At 69.8% G+C, this 16,216-nt stretch carries 15 protein-coding genes and 1 tRNA gene; 4 read left to right on the top strand and 12 right to left on the bottom strand.

Annotation, left to right across the window (positions count from 1 at the left end; all coding sequences use genetic code 11):
• Positions 1–21: 21 nt before the first annotated feature.
• From LK06_RS17190 to LK06_RS17175, 4 genes are all read right to left on the bottom strand, one after another.
• The gene (locus tag LK06_RS17190) at positions 22–189 is read right to left on the bottom strand and encodes a hypothetical protein (RefSeq protein WP_234367430.1); all 168 of its coding nucleotides are present in this window, start codon (positions 187–189) and stop codon (positions 22–24) included.
• Positions 190–321: 132 nt separating this feature from the next.
• Positions 322–861: a DUF6415 family natural product biosynthesis protein gene (locus LK06_RS17185; protein WP_043434169.1), complete on the bottom strand. Its 540-nt coding sequence runs from the start codon at positions 859–861 to the stop codon at positions 322–324.
• Positions 851–1,225 (bottom strand): hypothetical protein, encoded by a 375-nt coding sequence (locus LK06_RS17180; RefSeq protein ID WP_086083376.1) that lies wholly within the window; start codon positions 1,223–1,225, stop codon positions 851–853. The genes LK06_RS17185 and LK06_RS17180 overlap by 11 nt, the downstream gene beginning before the upstream one ends.
• A complete protein-coding gene (locus LK06_RS17175) occupies positions 1,222–1,803 on the bottom strand; it encodes a hypothetical protein (RefSeq protein WP_052318968.1) in 582 nt (193 codons plus the stop codon). Before LK06_RS17175 ends, LK06_RS17180 begins: the two co-directional genes overlap by 4 nt.
• 232 nt (positions 1,804–2,035) lie before the next feature.
• Here LK06_RS17175 and LK06_RS17170 point away from each other — a divergent pair, with 232 nt between their 5' ends.
• The gene (locus LK06_RS17170; protein WP_052318967.1) at positions 2,036–3,298 is read left to right on the top strand and encodes a helix-turn-helix domain-containing protein; all 1,263 of its coding nucleotides are present in this window, start codon (positions 2,036–2,038) and stop codon (positions 3,296–3,298) included.
• A complete protein-coding gene (locus LK06_RS17165) occupies positions 3,295–3,816 on the top strand; it encodes an NUDIX domain-containing protein (RefSeq protein WP_043434164.1) in 522 nt (173 codons plus the stop codon). The genes LK06_RS17170 and LK06_RS17165 overlap by 4 nt, the downstream gene beginning before the upstream one ends.
• Positions 3,817–3,984: 168 nt before the next feature.
• On the opposite strand, the gene LK06_RS17160 is transcribed toward LK06_RS17165, so the two are convergent.
• From LK06_RS17160 to LK06_RS17140, 5 genes are all read right to left on the bottom strand, one after another.
• Positions 3,985–5,694, bottom strand: coding sequence for a relaxase/mobilization nuclease domain-containing protein (locus LK06_RS17160; protein ID WP_043434161.1), 1,710 nt, complete (start codon positions 5,692–5,694; stop codon positions 3,985–3,987).
• The gene (locus tag LK06_RS17155; RefSeq protein ID WP_234367429.1) at positions 5,691–6,434 is read right to left on the bottom strand and encodes a MobC family plasmid mobilization relaxosome protein; all 744 of its coding nucleotides are present in this window, start codon (positions 6,432–6,434) and stop codon (positions 5,691–5,693) included. Before LK06_RS17155 ends, LK06_RS17160 begins: the two co-directional genes overlap by 4 nt.
• Before the next feature lie 172 nt (positions 6,435–6,606).
• Positions 6,607–7,536 (bottom strand): DUF2637 domain-containing protein, encoded by a 930-nt coding sequence (locus tag LK06_RS17150; RefSeq protein WP_052318966.1) that lies wholly within the window; start codon positions 7,534–7,536, stop codon positions 6,607–6,609.
• 432 nt (positions 7,537–7,968) lie between these two features.
• Positions 7,969–9,279, bottom strand: a complete 1,311-nt coding sequence (locus tag LK06_RS17145) for a DUF3631 domain-containing protein (RefSeq protein ID WP_043434158.1) — start codon at positions 9,277–9,279, stop codon at positions 7,969–7,971.
• A gap of 233 nt (positions 9,280–9,512) precedes the next feature.
• Entirely contained in the window at positions 9,513–9,743 is a 231-nt protein-coding gene (locus LK06_RS17140; protein ID WP_043434156.1) for a hypothetical protein, read from the bottom strand.
• 94 nt (positions 9,744–9,837) lie between these two features.
• Between LK06_RS17140 and LK06_RS17135 the strand changes: the two genes are divergently transcribed.
• Positions 9,838–10,524, top strand: a complete 687-nt coding sequence (locus LK06_RS17135) for a helix-turn-helix domain-containing protein (RefSeq protein WP_043434154.1) — start codon at positions 9,838–9,840, stop codon at positions 10,522–10,524.
• A complete protein-coding gene (locus LK06_RS17130) occupies positions 10,521–12,158 on the top strand; it encodes a site-specific integrase (RefSeq protein ID WP_043434152.1) in 1,638 nt (545 codons plus the stop codon). The genes LK06_RS17135 and LK06_RS17130 overlap by 4 nt, the downstream gene beginning before the upstream one ends.
• Before the next feature lie 34 nt (positions 12,159–12,192).
• Here the strand turns inward: LK06_RS17130 and LK06_RS17125 are convergent.
• The 3 genes from LK06_RS17125 to LK06_RS17115 form a co-directional block, all read right to left on the bottom strand.
• Positions 12,193–12,265 (bottom strand) — tRNA-Lys (locus tag LK06_RS17125).
• A gap of 99 nt (positions 12,266–12,364) precedes the next feature.
• Complete coding sequence (locus tag LK06_RS17120) at positions 12,365–13,867, bottom strand: amino acid permease (protein WP_039650335.1); 1,503 nt, start codon at positions 13,865–13,867, stop codon at positions 12,365–12,367.
• Positions 13,868–14,034: 167 nt separating this feature from the next.
• Positions 14,035–16,140, bottom strand: coding sequence for a DEAD/DEAH box helicase (locus LK06_RS17115; RefSeq protein ID WP_043434150.1), 2,106 nt, complete (start codon positions 16,138–16,140; stop codon positions 14,035–14,037).
• Between the last annotated feature and the right edge of the window lie 76 nt (positions 16,141–16,216).

Here is a 16,216-nt window from a genome sequence, read left to right as displayed (position 1 = left end):
GGAGTCCCGCGGGGGCGTCCGTCAGGCGATGGCCGGCTGCCGCTGCATGAAGTGGGCGAGTGCCTGCGCCTTGAGGCGGTTGAGGTCGTCCTCGCACGCGTAGACCGGTGCGTGCTGTCCGTCCCACTGCAACGGTCCGAGCCAGATGGACCGGTAGGTCGGTGCGCCCGCACCCGAGCCAGCAGTCACCGATGACCCAATGCGCTTCCACAGGGCAGTCCTCCCTTCGCGTGGTGCAGGTGGCTTCGGGCGGGCGTGACGGAACTCCCGGAGCCACCACCCTGGGGACAGCACGGGCTGACCCAGGGGGTTCTGTGGGGGTTAGGGCACAGCCCGCAGTTGTGCCCGCACTACCTCGGTGAGGACGGCGCAGGCGCCGGTGTGGCGGTAGCCGCGGATGCCGCCGCTTGCCTCGCTCATGAACACCGCCCGCTCGAACGGCTCGCCTTCCTCGATCGACTGCATGCACATGCCGCACATACGCCGCCTCACGGTCGCCTCGATCTCCCCTGCCCGGTACGGACTGCCGAGCGGGCCCGGGTGCTCGTACAGGGCGAGGAGGGCGCGGGCGACGATCGCGAGGTCCTGTAGACGGATCTCCGGCGCTGCGGGGTTGTCGTCTTCCTCCTCCATGAGCTGATACGCCCAGACGAGGCAGTGAACGGCCGTGCACCGTGTCATCCCCCGCATGCGTGCCGCGAGGGCCATGACCTCTGGCACGAGGAGCAGAATGTGTCCTCTCAACCGGCCGAGGGAGTTGCCGAGTTCTGTGGCCTCTGGCAGGCCGGCAGCATAGAGAATCCCGGTGTATGTCTCCCGGACCATCCGCACGTCCAGCCTTGCGCCGTCGTTACTCCCCACTTTCGGCCTCCGCGTCCTCGGCGGCCTGGACGGCCACGAGATACGGCTCCAGCAGCGCACCTCCGGGTGTCACCTCAGTGCGGAGCGGCACGCCGGTCGTCTCATGCGCCGGCGGAACGAGCCAGCCCCGGGCGTTCACCGTCTCCGGGTGGCACCGGGGCGGCGGAGGTAGCAGGACAGTGAAGCCGAGGCTCACGGCGACCTCCGCAAGCTGCCCTCGGCTCCACGCCGTAAGGACCTGCTCCAGGCGCCCCGTGGCCGTGAGCCACGGCATCGGGCCTACAGCGGTGGCCGTCCGCTCCCCGCTCGGTATCGGACGCTGGCCGGGGAGTTGCGGCACGCCCCGCAGCGTCTCCGCGCTCACCGGCCGCCTCTCTCGCCCAAGGCCGCTCGCCCGGTGAGGACGAGCGACTCCACCTCATCCAGGTAACAGAGGTCCCCGGGTGACTGCATCGGCAGGCACCAGTACCCGCGCCCCTTCGGTTCGGTGATCCGACTCGCAGGGACGCCAAGGAAGTTGTCACGGCCCAGGTAGCTCACGCCGGGGAAGTCGCGCTCTCTCAACCGCCATCCGGCCGTGCCGGGCACCAGGGCGTAATACCGCTGGGCGTGGAGGTCCATGAACGCGGCGCCGCCGTCGAACCACCGCGCGAGGAAGGCGTCGACCTTCCCGAGCTCATCCGACTTGGCCGCGGCCCACACGATGCGAGCGGGGATCCGTACGGCGGAGAGTATGCCGCCGCAGCACAAGAGCGCGATCCCCTGCTCGTCCCACTGACGACGCGCCGTATCCCGATCGTCCGCGGCACCGAGGAGCCAGGAGGTAGCGGCGAACTGCCGCTCTGGCAGGGTCGTCGTGCCCGTTGCCTCAAGCACGGCGGATGACAGATCGGGGACGGCGGTGGCCTCGGCTCTTTCCTGCTTGGTTCCTGATTGGGTCATCGTCAACGCCTTGGTCGGGGCGGAGGGGGGAGCCCCGCTCGCATGCCTCGGGGAAGAAACCTGCGGGCGGGACAGCCGACGGAGGAACTTTCACGGATGCATCCCTCGTGGCCGGCAGCCAGTCAACGACGACCGAGCCAGGTGGGGAGACTCCACGAGGTGACTCCAACACGGAGTCAGCGCACGGTCGTTGGACATAGCATCGAGTCACCGCTACTCGGGGGAGCCGTAGATGAGCCATCAGTCACCGGATCCGCGGGTGATCATTTCCGGCCTGCTCGGGGACGACCGTCTGCTGCGAGCGCTGGCCGAGCGGGACATGGGCTCGGTTTTCCGCATGCTCAACAGCCGGGGTGTGAGTACGCGGCGGCTCGCCGCGGCGGTCGACATCACACAGGGGCGGCTCTACGACTACATGAACGGCAAGAGCCGGGTAGAGAAGCTGACCCTGTTCGAGCAGATCGCCGACGCCTTCCACATCCCCGGCCACTTACTGGGTCTGGCCCGCCGGGCATGGGAGCCAGCCGCTGCCGTACAGCACCAGCGAACGGACCATCCGCCACCGGACGGCGACGATCTCGCCGCCGTGGATCACTTCCGCAACGCGGACCGGCAGACCGGCGGCGGCCGTCTGTACGGGGCCGTGGTGCGGCATCTGTCGGACCGGGTGGCACCCCGGCTCGTCGACACGGCGAGCGGGCCGCAGGTGTTCGCTGCGGCGGCGGCCTTGACGGAGATGGCCGGCTGGATGGCCCACGACTCCGGACAGGATGACCTTGCCGGGCTGCACTTCGCGCGGGCTCTGCCCCTGTCCCGTACCTCCGGTGACCTCCCCCTGGCCGCCAATATCGCCGCGAGCAGCAGCCACCTCGCGCTTCAGACCGGTGATCCGGTGGCGGCCGTGGGGTGGGCGCGCACCGGGCTTGACCTCGCGGCGCAGGGGCCGCGGATTCCGTCGCTGACCGCGCGGTTGCACACGATGCGGGCCCGCGCCCTGGCCGCGGCCGAGCAGCACGCCCCGGCCGCCCATGCGCTCGAAGCGGCACAGCGGGATCTGGAGGGCGCCGCGGATGCTGAGCACCCGTGGCTGAGTCCGTTCGACGCTGCCGCCCTGGCGAGCGAGTCCGCGCTGATCCTCCGCGACCTGGAACGGCTCGACGACGCCCTGCAGCATGCCGAACAGGCCATCGCGCTGCGGGAGACCGGGCGGGCGCGGTCGCTGGCGCTGAGCCAGATCAGTCTTGTGGACATCCAAGTGCGGCGCAGGGAGTTGGACGCCGCGGTGCACGCCGCACACGCGCTGTTGAGTACGAGCCCGACCCTGGGGTCTGTCCGGGTCGTCCAGCAGCTCGATGAGTTGCGCCGCCTGCTGGAGCAGCACAAGGCGCATCGGCCGGTGCGTGAGTACCTGGTGCGCTTCGACGATGCGCGCAGGGCCAGAATGCTTCTCCTGGCCGATCTGATCCCGCCGTCACCAGGAGGCAAACCCGTATGAGTCCCACCGCACCCGACCCCGGCGACACAGAAGCCTGGAACGCCTATCTGGCCGAAGGCAACGCCAAGCAGGCCCGCAAACGCGTGGCGGCTGACGTCCTCTTGCGTGATCCGGCCGGGCGCGTACTCCTGGTGAACCCCACCTACAAACCGGACTGGGACCTGCCGGGCGGCATGGCGGAGGCGAACGAACCGCCGGAGGAGACGGTAGGCCGCGAGCTTCTCGAAGAGCTGGGGTTGAAGATCACGGTGTGCGGGCTACTGGTGGTGGACTGGGTCGCCCCGCACGGTCCATGGGATGACCAGATCGCGTTCGTTTTTGACGGCGGCACGCTGCCCCAGGACCAGGCCGACCAGCTACACCCCCGGGACGAAGAGCTTGCCGAGGTCGCGTTCGTCGAGCCGGAAGAAGCCCGCGCCCGGCTCGGCGAACGCATCCAGCGCCGCTTCACAGCGGCGATGGCCGCCCTCGCAGCGGAACGCCCCCTCTACCTACACGACGGCGTACCAGCACACTGAACGCACCGCAGGCCGACGCCTCGACAGCCGGACACGGTCCAGAGGCGACACCGTGGGCAAACAGCGCGGACGGCCCGTGCGCGAGGCCCGCTACCTGCTCTCGACCTGAAGCCTGAAGGGGGTATGCGAGCGGGACCACAACCCAGGTAGCAGCCGAAGCACCCATGGCTACCGGCGCCGTCCGGGCCGCTGTTCGGTGGGTGTCGCCGCTGCAGGTTGGGGGCGGCGGCTCTGCTGGGTGGGGATCGAGCCTGCCCTCGTCGAGCCAAGGCGGGCGGCTTCAGCGCGGCGGTTGGGTGCCGGGTTTCGGCCGGTGTGCTGGATGCGGGTGATGAGGACGCGGGCTGGTTGGCGGGCGGTTGTCAGTTCGCGCTGGGCAGCGGCTTCCTTGAGGAGTTGGTGGGGTTTGTGACCGCGGGCTTCGGCATCGGCGAGGACAGTGGCGAGCGCGGGCCAGGCCGGGTCGGCGAGGATCCGCTCGGCGTAGTCGGGGACGGCTGCTCGCACGTCGCTGGCCAGAACGCGGCGTGCTTGATCCCTGGGGGGCCGGGCTGTGAGTTCGGCGAGCGTCGGGGCGAGGGCCAGGTCGGCGGCCACCTGGAGGTGCTGGGCAGCCTGGCGGGCTGCGTCAGCTTGGTGGGCGTGGTTCTTCGCTTCGTGCCAGCGCCTGGCGACGATGGTGGCCCAGACGAGGGCTGCGACCAGGGCGGCCACGGCGCTGCCGTCGGGGCCGGTGGCGGTGTGGACGATGTCGCGTGCCGCGCTGCGCAGGGCGTGGGCGACACGGTCTTCCGCCCGGACCTGGGAACGCTGGGCTCGGGCGAACGCCTTGGAGGCGGCCTGGAGTTCGGCGCGCAGGTGATCCGGGGCCTTCTGAGCAGTGGCTTCAATCAGTTCACCGAGGGCGGTGACGTGCGCCTGGGCGTGGCTGTCGTCGGCGAGGTCGATGTGGAGGGTGTCGAGGGCCTCGGTGGCCTGCTGCCAGGGGGTGCTGGGGCGGCTGCGGCGGGCGGTGGGGTGTTCTTCGGGGCGGCTGGATTCGAGGCGAGCCTTGATTTTGGGCAGGGAGAGGTCGGGGGCGATCTTGCCTCCGGGATGGAAGATCTGCTCGCCGGCCTCGTTGACGTCGCCCGAGCGGCCGGCGGCGTAGCCGAGGAGATCTCCTGATGGGCCGCGTCGGGCCTGGACCTCGACGCCCTCAGCTTGCAGGTAGGCGATGAATTCCTCCGCGTTGCTCACGTGCGGGATGGCAGCGCGGATGCGGTCCTGGAGCCACTCGGGGCTGGTCTGGTCCCAGCCGAGGCGTTGTGCCTTGTGCATCTCGGCTTGGGTGGGGCGGCGGGTGCCGGTGCGGTCGCCCTTCTTCAGGCGGCGCAGCCCGTAGCCCTTTTCGATCGCGCGGCAGGCGTCGCCGACGCGCAGGCCGCTGTCGTGGAGTTTGGGGCGACGTCCGTCTTCGCGGACGGTGGTGGCGAGGATGTGGATGTGGTCGTCAGCGTGGCGTACGGCGATCCAGCGGCAGGCCAGGTCGTCACCAGCGGGGGCGATGCCGGCGGCCTGGACGATGCGCTGGGCGATCTCGCCCCACTCCGTATCGGAGAGGTAGCGGTCCTCGGGGGCAGCACGCACGGGGCAGTGCCAGACGTGGTCGGTGACCGGCTTACCGAACTCGGCGTTGCGCAGCCGCACGGGTTCGTCGAGGTAGCGGGCGAGTTCGGTGAGGGTGGCGTTCTCGTCGCGGCCTGGGTCGGGCATGCCGAGCATCGCGAACCCGGCCACGATGTGCGGGTCGAGGTGCTCGTCGTGGTCGCCGGGGCCGTAGAGGTAGGCGAGCAGACCGCGGGTGTTGGACCCGGCCCGTTTGATGGCGGCGATCACGCAGGTGCCTCCGTCTCCGGGTCGGCGGGTCGGCGCAGGGCTTCGGCGATCAGCTCCAGCAGGTTGTGGAGGTCGTCGAGGTGCCGGCGGATGTCGGGTGGGGTGTGGTCGCTGTTGAGGGCGCGGGCGATCTGGTTGACGTTCACGCCGATCCGGTTGAGCTGACGCAGCACCTGGGCGCGGAAGATATGCGTGCGTCGGCGGTCCTCGGACAAGGGCAGGTTGGCGGTGAAGTGGCCGGTGAGGAAGGCGAGGACGATGTCGGCGGCGAAGCCGGAGTCGCCCTTGTAGCCGTGCTCGGCGGCGGCCTCCTGGAGGCGGGGGTGCTCGTCACCGGTGAAGCGCAAGGGGCCGACGCGCACGACGCGCTTGGTGCCGGTGAAGCGACGGATCGCGGGCTGGACGCTCTTCACGACAGGCTCACCGCCGACGCTCTCGGCGGTGTCGGCAGCGCGTACGGAGCGCAGAATCTCGCGCTGGACGGTGTGGAGCGGGTCCTCGTCGGGGCCGCCCACGGCCCCGACGTCCCGGCCTGGCGCCCCCTGACGCTGGGCCTCCTCCGCCACCCCCGGGGCGGAGACCCCCGAAGACCGGCCTGGAGTCGGACTCGGGGTACTACTGGCTCCGCCTGGGGCAGCCCGCCCGAACGCGCGGCGCCAACGGTCCACCAGCGTAAGGGACTTCGTCAGCGTCCTCGGCTCGGCGGGGGCGTTCTCGGGGTGGAACAGGTCGTGCTTCATGGACGGTTCTCCGGAGAGGGGTGGGGAGGGCATGCGGATCACCGCGAAGATCGGATGGAGTTCGGACGGTTACCACCTCATCCACAGGTGTGGACGATCGCGCGTTACGTGAGGGCGGTGACCGGCGGGCCGGGTGACCGGAAGGGTTCCGGTCACCCGGCAGCGGTTCCGTTCAGCCGCTGGGCCGATGGGTCTCGGCGGAGGGTTCGAGTTCGGCCCGGAGGATGTCCATCACCTCGGTCAGCCGCTCACTGCCGACCGTCAGCCCTTTGTCCTCAACCGCCGTTCGGACCACGGCCCGGGTGAGCTTGCCCTGCGCAGCGGCAGCAGCCCGGCCGATCTCCACGAGTACCTCAAGCGGGGCGCCGGGCGGACGGCCACCGCGCGACTTGCCTGCGGCAGCGGAGGCGGACGATTCCGTTGACGGGACGGATACGGCGGCCGAGGGCTCAGCGGCCGGGCCGGGTTCAACCAGCAGATCGGCAGGCCCGACTCGCGTGACCGGGAAAGCCTCGCCGGACTGACCGACCGTGGTGGTCAACGGCTCAGTGGGCTGGACGGATGTGGTGGCCGGTGGTTCCGGCGCCTGCGCTGAATCGGGGGCCGGATGGTCGGCGTCAGGCTGCACGACGTGCTCGTGGATCTGCCGCATCAGCACGCCGAAGGCCACCATCGCGGCGGCCGGGGGAACCGCGGCGACCACGTAGTCGAGCAACGGGACACTGCCGACTTCGCGCGTACCGGTCACCCCGGCCACGTTGAGCCCGATGGAGCCGACCGATCCGATGGCCGTCACGCCGATGGCCCACAGGTCGGTGACCTGGCGCAGGCCCGCACGAAGCATGAGCAGCTCGCCCGCGACGATGAACGCGTCCAGCGTCGCGGGCCACGCCCATCGGCGGGTCGGCGAATCGCGGAGTCCGTGCTGGGCGGCGACCTCGGCCAAGTGGGCGTAGGAGAGCCAGAACGCACCGGCGGTAAGGGCCACGATGACGACGCCGGCCGCGCGGAGCACGTACTGCTCCGCGGTGAGCTTCGTCTTCGCCGGCTGCTCCTGACCGGGCCGGTCTCCGCGCGGCGGGCGGTGTCGGCGACGGGACATGCGAGGGATCCTCAAGCGGGGCACTCCTGGGGTAGTGGTGTGGTGCGTCTTTGCCGTCTTGGCCGTTGCAGGCGCAGGTCACAGCGGGTACGGCAACCGCCTCGGCCCTCCGTCCCGGCAGGTACTGCCGACGTTGCATTCCGAGTCGGAACACGCGCGGGACATCCAGCCGAACCTGGTGCCGGTCTGGCCGTGCCCCCGGGCCGGGACGGTGGCGTCGCGTCTTCCGTCCCGGCGGGCAGGGCTGTGACCTGCGGCGATACGGCAGGACGGCGGCGGACGGCACAAGACGGATAAGGGCGGCATCTTGGCGGGAGGGGTGCGACTGATGATGGCGTTCCCGTCTTGGCCCCGGTTGCCGTCTTGCCTGTAGGCCGTGTGACCTGCGAGATCACGGCAGGGACGGCAGGTACGGCAACCAGGGGGCGGGGCTCAGCCCTCGCCGCGAGCGGGGTCGGCGTCGACGGGATGGACGGTGGGGCAGTACCGGCGCCAGGCGTCCAGGAACTTGTTGCGCATGTAGCCCTTGCGCTGTGTCCGGTCGGCCATCCGAACGTTGCCGGGCTTGATCCCGAAATCGCGCAGCAGCCTGCCCAATTCACGGGCGGTCAGCCCGCCCCGCCCCCACTCCGCCCACGGAGCCTCCGCGTCCTGGCGCAGATGGTGGAGGAGTTCCTCGGTGGACAGGCTGTCCGCCTCGCGCTGGGCGTAGAAGACCCGGCGGATGTCGGCGAGGATCCGCGCCCCGCTCGGGTGGTCCTCCTCGGCCGCCACTTCGGCGGCGACCATCCGCGCGCACGCCAGCCGCGCCAGCCGGGGCCAGTGCCCGCCGGCCAGGTCGGCGACGATGACCAGGGGCTCCCACGTGTCGGCGGCACGGTCCTCGACCGGCATCTCCGGCTCCAGGTCCGCGGCCTCCTCCAGCAGTGGCCGGGCCCACGCGTGGATACGGTCGCGCAGATCATGCAGGGCCGGGATGTCGCGCCGCGACCGGAAGGGCTTGACCTTCTCGCCCTCAGCCCTGCGCCGCATCCGGATCACCACCGACCGGTCCATGACCGTGTCCGGCAGATCGCCGATTCCCGCGATGGCCGCCATGGCGAAGGTGGCGAACTTGTGCGGGGTGTGATCGTTGCCGACGACCCGGGTCACATACCGGCCCCGCTGGTGACCGGCGTTGAGCAGGCCACGCGTCTCCTCGTTCTTCTCCGCCACCTTCGGGCCGAAGATGGTGTCGGCCTCGTCCACCAGCAGCGTCGGCGGCTCCTCCTCGGTGATCGACCGGAAGATCGCAGCCGGTGTGGTGTTGATGGTGAGCATCGGTTCGTGGACCGTCTCGGTCAGCACGTCCAGCAGCCGCGACTTGCCGCACCGCTTCGCCGGCCCCACCACCGCCAGACGCGGCGCGTGCTGCCACGCCGCCTGCAGATGCGTCGCCACTACCCACAAGGTGATCGCGTCCAGGGCTTCGGGCGAGGGCGGGATCACGAACTGGGCGATCCGCCCGCGCAGTTCGTCCAGCAGCTCCGAGCCGAGGGTCGGCTCCACATCGGGTATCGCTTCCAGACCACTCGGAGTGTCCGCTGCGTCAGCGCCGCAGGCGCGCGCACCGTCGCTCGCGTCCGCATCGGCGTCTTCAGCCTGCGCGGCGCGCAGGTGGGCGCCGGGTCGGCCGGGGATAGCCGCTGCGGGCCAGATGGCCTGTGCGGGGGCGGAATAGGACTCGGGGTTCTCGGGTTGCACTCGGCAGCTCCTCGTCTGGCGGTGGCGGGCTCGCACGCCCTTGCCGCCGGGTCGGTTCTTCCAGGGCCGTTCGGGGTTGCTCGGGCCTCCGGCGTTGCACCGCCGGGGGCCCACCCCTTGCTCGCGAGCGCCAGGCCATCGCGAGGGAACACGGACCGTACGTCCACGCCTGGCAACAGTCCAGCATTTCTGTGTCAGCTCAGCGCAGAACCTTCTGCTACGGCTCCCCGCTCTCACGCGGCCAGCCCCAGCAGGGCCAGCAGATCTGCGGTCACCACCCGGTAGGCGTTGCCCAGCCGCAGCACCTTGCACGGGTACTGGCCGCGCTTCGCCAGCTCGTACCCCTTGCTCCGCCCCAGCCCCAGCGCCCGATTGCCGGTCTCCAGGTCAACGGCCGCGGGAAGCTCCAGCAGCTCCTCGCGGCTCATGCCCTTCACCCGGCCGACGGGTTCGTTCTCGCGCATACGCGCTCCATCCATGACTGAGCCCTCGGCGAACACGGCGATCGCGCTCGTCTCCAGGCCATGGAATCAACGGTAGGCAAGTTAATGTGTCTGCATGACACAACGCCGTTCGGATGCTGGAAGGGACGAGGACGACGTCCCGGAGTGGGCGGACCAAGTGATGGCCACAGTGGCCGCCGAGGTTCGCAGACGGAGGAAGGAGCTGCGCATGAGCGCCCAGGACCTAGCTGACCGCTGCGAGGAGATCGGCCACCCGATCCCCCGCAATGTGATCGCCAACATGGAGTCCGGCCGCCGCGTCAACCTGCCCCTGGTCGACGTCATCGTCCTCGCCGAAGCCCTGCGGACCTACCCCATCTGCCTGCTCTACCCCGTCGGCTACGTCGACCGAGTCCAGCGCCTTCCCCTGCAGTACTCCGAGCCGACCTGGGATGCCATGCGCTGGTTCACCGGCGACAGCGAGGGCTTCGGCATGGAAGACGACATGCTCCGCTCCTTCCGCGCCCACGTCCGCCACCAGCGCGCCGCCCTGGCCGCCCTGAAGGGCGAGAAGCACGAGCGCTGGAAAGCCAAGACAGCACCCAACCAGGCAGAACGCGAAGAAGCCGTACTCGCCCAAGCCGACTACGCAGAGAGGGCGTTGGAAGCCAAGTACCGGCTCCGCAGCGCCCGTGCCTTCATCCGCGAAGACGGCGGCACGCCACCGACCCTGCCGCCGGAACTCGCCGACGTCGACCCACCCGAAACCGACCCCGACACCACCGAGGAAAACGATCTTTGAAGGGTTCCACCCACCGCCGCTGCTACTGCCGTGACCCTCACACCGGCAAGCCGCTCGGCAAGAAGTGCCCCAAGCTCTCCAGCCGCAAGCACGGCTCGTACTCCATACGCCAGGAACTCCCGCCTCGCGAGGACGGCACCCGCCGCTCCTTCAACCGCGCCGGCTACGAGTCCCTGAAGACGGCTCAAGCCGACCTCGACCACGTCCGCGCTCTGCTCGCCCTGGCGGACAAGGATGACCCCGACAGCCTCCAGCGCCTCGTCGCCCTGCTGGAGGAGGTCGCCGCAGAGAAGGCCCCGCTGCCCGCCATCGAGGAGACCCGACGCCGCCTCAGGGCGGGCCTGGCCCTCCGTGGCAGCCTCACCGTCGGCGAGTGGCTCGACCAGTGGTTCGCAGCGAAGAAGCGCCGCAAGACCACGCTCAACGGCTACGCCTCCCACATCCGCGTCCACCTGAAGCCGCGCATCGGCCACGTACGCCTCGACCGCCTCAACGTCGGCCACTTGGTGGAGATGTTCGACGGGATAGCCGACGACAACGAGGTCATCGCGGCCGAGAACGAGGCCCGCCGCGAGCAGATCGCCCGCTGCAAGCCGAGCAAGCCCGGACGCCCGGTAGGAGCCGAGCGGAAGCTGCTGGCGGCCGAGCGGGCCAAGCTGGCGGAGATGAAGCCGTTCCGGAAGATCACCGGCCCGGCATCCCGTCAGGCGATCCGCCGCACCTTGCGCGCGGCCCTGAATTCCGCGATCGCCCAGCAGCTCATCACATTCAACCCCGCGTCACACGTCGAGTTGGAATCCGGCAAGCGCCCGAAGCCGCTTCTCTGGACCGATGAGCGAGTCCGGCGCTGGCGCGAGACGGGCGAGGTCCCTGGCCCCGTGATGGTGTGGACCCCGCAGCAGTTCGGAGCCTTTCTCGACGCGGCCGAGGGCGACCGCCTGTACGCGATCTTCCACCTCATGGGTACCCGCGGTCTCCGTCGCGGCGAGGCGGTCGGCCAGGATTGGCACGAGATCGACCTCGACGCCGGCCTCATCACGCCCGCCAAGGAGATCGTGGTGGACGGCTGGGACCCCTACGAGTCCGAGCCCAAGACGGACGGCAGCGCGAACACGATCGCGCTCGACAGCACGACCGTCTCCGAACTGCGCGAGCACAAAGCCCGCCAGGAGAAGGAGCGCGCCAAGTGGGACACCGCCTGGCAGGACACCGGCAAGGTGTTCACCAAAGAGGACGGCTCCTGGCTCCACCCCGAGACGGTCTCCGAAACCTTCCGCCGCATCCTCGCCACGACTGACCTGCCGCCCATCACCCTCCGGGACCTCCGCCACGTCGCCGCGACGCTCACGCACGGAGGCGGCGGCGACATCCACGCGGTGAAGGAGACGCTGCGGCACTCCACCATCACGCTGACCTCGGACACGTACACGAGCCTGCTCCCTGAGCTGGACCGCGAAATCGCGGAGAAGGCAGCGAAGCTGATCCCTCGGGCACGTCAGGCGGCTGCCGAACCGTCCGCCCAAACGGCAGCCAATCCGCAGACCACGCCCACATCCGCTCACGCATCGCTCACGCAATGGCTCGAAAACGAGGAAGCGCCCGAGCCGACCGAAGCCGACCCGGACGCTGCGTAGCAGGTCAGAAGGGGTAACCCCTCCTCCACATCCGTAGGCCCTGTGGGACTCGAACCCACAACCAATGGATTAAAAGTCCACTGCTCTGCCAATTGAGCTAAGGGCCCATGCGTGGTTGCCAGTCCGAGCATAGCCGGACTGGGCCGTGTCTCCGATCAGGTATCGACGACACGGCCCCACCGGAAGACCGAAATCGCACGGAACAGTCACTTATGGACCGACTTGGGGGTGGGGGTGGGAGCCCGACCGAGGAACCAACGGCGGGCCGAAGCCAACCACCAGGTCGCCGCGAATCCGAGGACGACGAGGACGGCGACCGGGGCGTAGTTGAAGGTCTCCCAGGTGACCGGGGAGACCTGCGGGAGCATGAACAGGACCGTGATCACGGTGACCCACAGCATCGAGACCACGCCGACCGGTGCGGACCAGCGACCCAGGTGCCACGGTCCGCGTTCGAAGGCGGCACCCTTGCGCACCCGAAGGAAGGTCGGGATGACATAGGCGATGTAGAGGCCGATGACCGCGATCGAGGTCACCGCCGCGTAGGCCGTTGTGTTGATCAAGTAGGGCAGTCCCAGAGCCAGGGCGCCGAGCGCGGCCAGCCAGACCGCCGCCACCGGAGTGCGGGTGCGCGGGCTGACCGTGTGCCAGACGCGGGAGAAGGGCAGTGCGCCGTCGCGGGAAAAGGCGTAGATCATGCGGCTGTTGGCAGTGACCGAGGCCATGCCGCAGAAGAGCTGGGCGCCGATGACCACCAGGAGGAGGAGTTTGCCGGTCGTGGCGCCGAGGGCATCCAGGAGGATCTGGGCGGGCGGGGCCCCCGTGGGGGACGCGAGTTCCTTGTCGTAGGACTGGATGGCGAAGGTGAAACCGAGGAGCAGTACGAAGCCGGCGATCCAGGAGGTCCAGATCGAACGGACGATGCCTTTGGGGCCTGCCGTGGCAGCGTCATGGGTCTCCTCCGTCATGTGGGCGGAAGCGTCGTAGCCGGTGAAGGTGTACTGGGCCATGAGCAGACCGAGCAGGACGACGTACGGGCCGCTGCCCCAGCCGGTCTCGTTGACGAACTTCGTGAACACGAACGACGCCGACTGGTGGCGGTCGGGCACGAGGGCCAGCGCGCCGACGATCACCGCGACCCCGAGGACGTGCCACCACACGCTCATGCCGTTGAGGAACGCGACGATCCGGACGCCGAACGTGTTCAGCAGGCCGTGCAGGAGGAGGATTGCCGCGAACAGCAGCACCGTGCGGCCCGGAGTCACCTCGAAGCCGAACTGCAAGTTGAGGTACGCGCCCAGGAAGGAGGCCGCGCCGAAGTCGATGCCCGCGGTCACCGCCACCTGGCCCAGCACGTTGAACCAGCCCGTGAACCACGCCCAGGCCGCCGCCGAATGCGGGGGTGCCAGACGGTGGGCCCAGAAGTACAGGCCGGCCGAGGTCGGGTAGGCGGAGCAGATCTCGGCCATCGACAGGCCCACGAACAGTGTCATCAGGCCCACCGCCACCCAACCCCAGGTGATCACCGCTGGACCGCCGGTGGTCATGCCGAAGAGGTACAGGGTGAGACAGCCGGAAAGCACCGAGATGATCGTGAAGGAGACGGCGTAGTTCGAGAACGCCGACATACGACGGGCGAGGGCCTGGGTGTAACCGAGCTGGGCCAGCCGTTCCTCGTCCGACAGCCCGCTTGATCTCGCATCTGTCATGCCCCCAGCAATTCCCTCACCGGGGGCGCGACATGCGTGGCCCGTGGAGGTGGGCAAGCCCCTGCCGCCTACGCGGAAGGGCCCGTACGAGCGGAGTCGTACGGGCCCTTCCAGGTCACCCCGTGATCGGCGGCAACCGCCTACCGGCCGTTGCCGCGGACACGGTGTCAGCCGTTGCGCTTCCAGCGCGGCTTGTCCTCGCGACGGCCGAAGGAACCGGCGCCGCGGTGGTCATCACGGCGACCGTACGGGCGGTCGTGGCCGCCGGAACGGAAGCCCGGGCGGTCGTCACGACGGTCGCGGTTGAACGGACGGTCACTGCCCCGGTGCCCACCACGCTCGTCACGGCGGAAGCCGCCACGCTCGTCGCGGCGGTCGAAGGAACGGCCGGCACGGTCACGGTCGAACGAACGCCGGTCATCCCGACGCTCGAAACCACGGCCACCCCGGTCACCCCGGTCGTCCCGGCGCTCAAAGCCACGGCCGCCCCGGTCACCCCGGTCGTCCCGGCGCTCAAAGCCACGGCCGCCCCGGTCACCCCGGTCGTCGCGACGCTCAAAGCCACGGCCGCCCCGGTCACCCCGGTCGTCGCGACGCTCGAAACCACGGTCACGGTCGAACGAACGCCGGTCATCCCGACGCTCGAAACCACGGCCACCCCGGTCACCCCGGTCGTCCCGGCGGTCGAAGCCACGCCGCTCCTTGCGCTCGTACGGCGCAGAGACCGTCTGACGCTCCGCCCGCTCGGACTCGCGCTCCGCAGGCTGCTGGGCGGTGGACGCCTCGGCCAGCGCCTGCGCGGCGGACGCCTGGGCCTCGGCCACGGCGGCCTCCGGGTCCTCGCCACGCTCGCGGGCGACCCGGGCGACGAGCCGGTCGGACTCCTCGCGCAGCTCGGTGGCGCGGCGCTGGGCACGTTCCAGCTGCTTGGTGAGCTGCGCGACCTCGCGCTCGGCCTGCTGGGCGGAGTTGGCCGCGGACTCGGCCTGCACCTCGGTCATGGAACGGGCGCCGGTGATCTCGGCGACCTCCGGCTCGAAAGCAGCACCACCCTGGATGATGTGGCGGGCCGCGTCGACGCCGGCGTCCTCCATCAGGCGGAAGATCTGGCGCCGCTGGTGGGGCAGGGACAGCGAGACGACCGTGCCCGTACGGCCGGCCCGCGCGGTACGGCCCGCGCGGTGCAGGTAGTCCTTGTGGTCACCGGCCGGGTCCACGTTGAGCACCAGGTCGATGCCGTCGACGTGGATACCGCGTGCGGCGACGTCGGTCGCGACGAGGACGTTGACGTAACCGTCCTTGAAGTCGGCCAGGGTACGGGTACGGGCGCCCTGCGTCATGCCACCGTGCAGCGCGTCCGCCTTGGCACCGGCCTCGCGCAGCTGCTCGGCAACGCGGTCCGCGCCCAGCTGGGTACGGACGAAGATGATCGTGCGGCCCTTGCGGGAGGCGATCGCGGCGGTGACCGGTGCCTTGTCCTTGGGCTTCACGATGAGGATGTGGTGCGACATGGTCGTCACCGCGCCCTGGGCCGCGTCCACCTCGTGGGAGACGGGGTTGTCCAGGTAACGATCGACCAGGGTCTGGATCTCGTTCTCCATCGTGGCGGAGAACAGCATTCGCTGGCCGCCCGCCGGAACCTGGTCCAGCAACTCGGTGACCTCGGGCAGGAAGCCCAGGTCAGACATCTGGTCCGCCTCGTCGAGGACCGCGATCTGCACGTCCTCCAGGGAGCAGGCTCCACGGTTGATGATGTCGCGCAGCCGGCCCGGGGTGGCGACGAGGATGTCGACACCGCGCTCCAGGGCGTAGATCTGGTTGCCCATGGACGTACCGCCACAGACGACCTTCATCTTCAGGCCGACAACATCGCCGTACGGCTGAAGGGCGTCAGCGACCTGCATGGCCAGCTCACGGGTCGGGGTGAGGATGACGGCGCGGGGCCGCTTCTTCTCGGTGCGGCCGCCGGCCAGCTGAGCCAGGGTCGGCAGGCCGAAGGAGAGGGTCTTGCCGGAGCCGGTGCGGCCTCGGCCGAGGATGTCCTTGCCGGCCAGGGCGTCCGGAATGGTCGCGGCCTGGATCGGGAAGGGGGACGTCACGCCGTTCTGCGCGAGCTTGCGCACCACGCCCTCGGGGAGACCGAGGTCGGCGAAGGTGATCTGAGGGGTGTCAGTGGCCTCGGGGGCCTCGATGACCTCGGCCGTCGCATCGACGAGTTCGTTCTCGTTCTCGTTCTCGGACACGACGATCTGGTCAGTACTGGACACGGACATGCGAATGCGAAACCTTCCGGAGTCTCGTCGGCACGCGCCCGTCAACTCCGTGATTCGCTCACGACCGCCTCAATGC

Source organism: Streptomyces pluripotens (assembly GCF_000802245.2).
GTDB classification, from domain to species: Bacteria; Actinomycetota; Actinomycetes; order Streptomycetales; family Streptomycetaceae; genus Streptomyces; species Streptomyces pluripotens.
Note: the sequence above shows the minus strand (reverse complement) of the source record. Positions and strands in the feature narration are given on the sequence as shown.

Excerpts from the sequence above, each read along its gene's own strand:
- LK06_RS17175 (WP_052318968.1), bottom strand. The coding sequence starts at position 1,803 with ATGACCCAATCAGGAACCAAGCAGGAAAGAGCCGAGGCCACCGCCGTC.
- LK06_RS17170 (WP_052318967.1), top strand. The coding sequence starts at position 2,036 with ATGAGCCATCAGTCACCGGATCCGCGGGTGATCATTTCCGGCCTGCTC.
- LK06_RS17165 (WP_043434164.1), top strand. The coding sequence starts at position 3,295 with ATGAGTCCCACCGCACCCGACCCCGGCGACACAGAAGCCTGGAACGCC.
- LK06_RS17155 (WP_234367429.1), bottom strand. The coding sequence starts at position 6,434 with ATGAAGCACGACCTGTTCCACCCCGAGAACGCCCCCGCCGAGCCGAGG.
- LK06_RS17150 (WP_052318966.1), bottom strand. The coding sequence starts at position 7,536 with ATGTCCCGTCGCCGACACCGCCCGCCGCGCGGAGACCGGCCCGGTCAG.
- LK06_RS17140 (WP_043434156.1), bottom strand. The coding sequence starts at position 9,743 with ATGCGCGAGAACGAACCCGTCGGCCGGGTGAAGGGCATGAGCCGCGAG.
- LK06_RS17135 (WP_043434154.1), top strand. The coding sequence starts at position 9,838 with ATGACACAACGCCGTTCGGATGCTGGAAGGGACGAGGACGACGTCCCG.
- LK06_RS17120 (WP_039650335.1), bottom strand. The coding sequence starts at position 13,867 with ATGACAGATGCGAGATCAAGCGGGCTGTCGGACGAGGAACGGCTGGCC.
- LK06_RS17115 (WP_043434150.1), bottom strand. The coding sequence starts at position 16,140 with ATGTCCGTGTCCAGTACTGACCAGATCGTCGTGTCCGAGAACGAGAAC.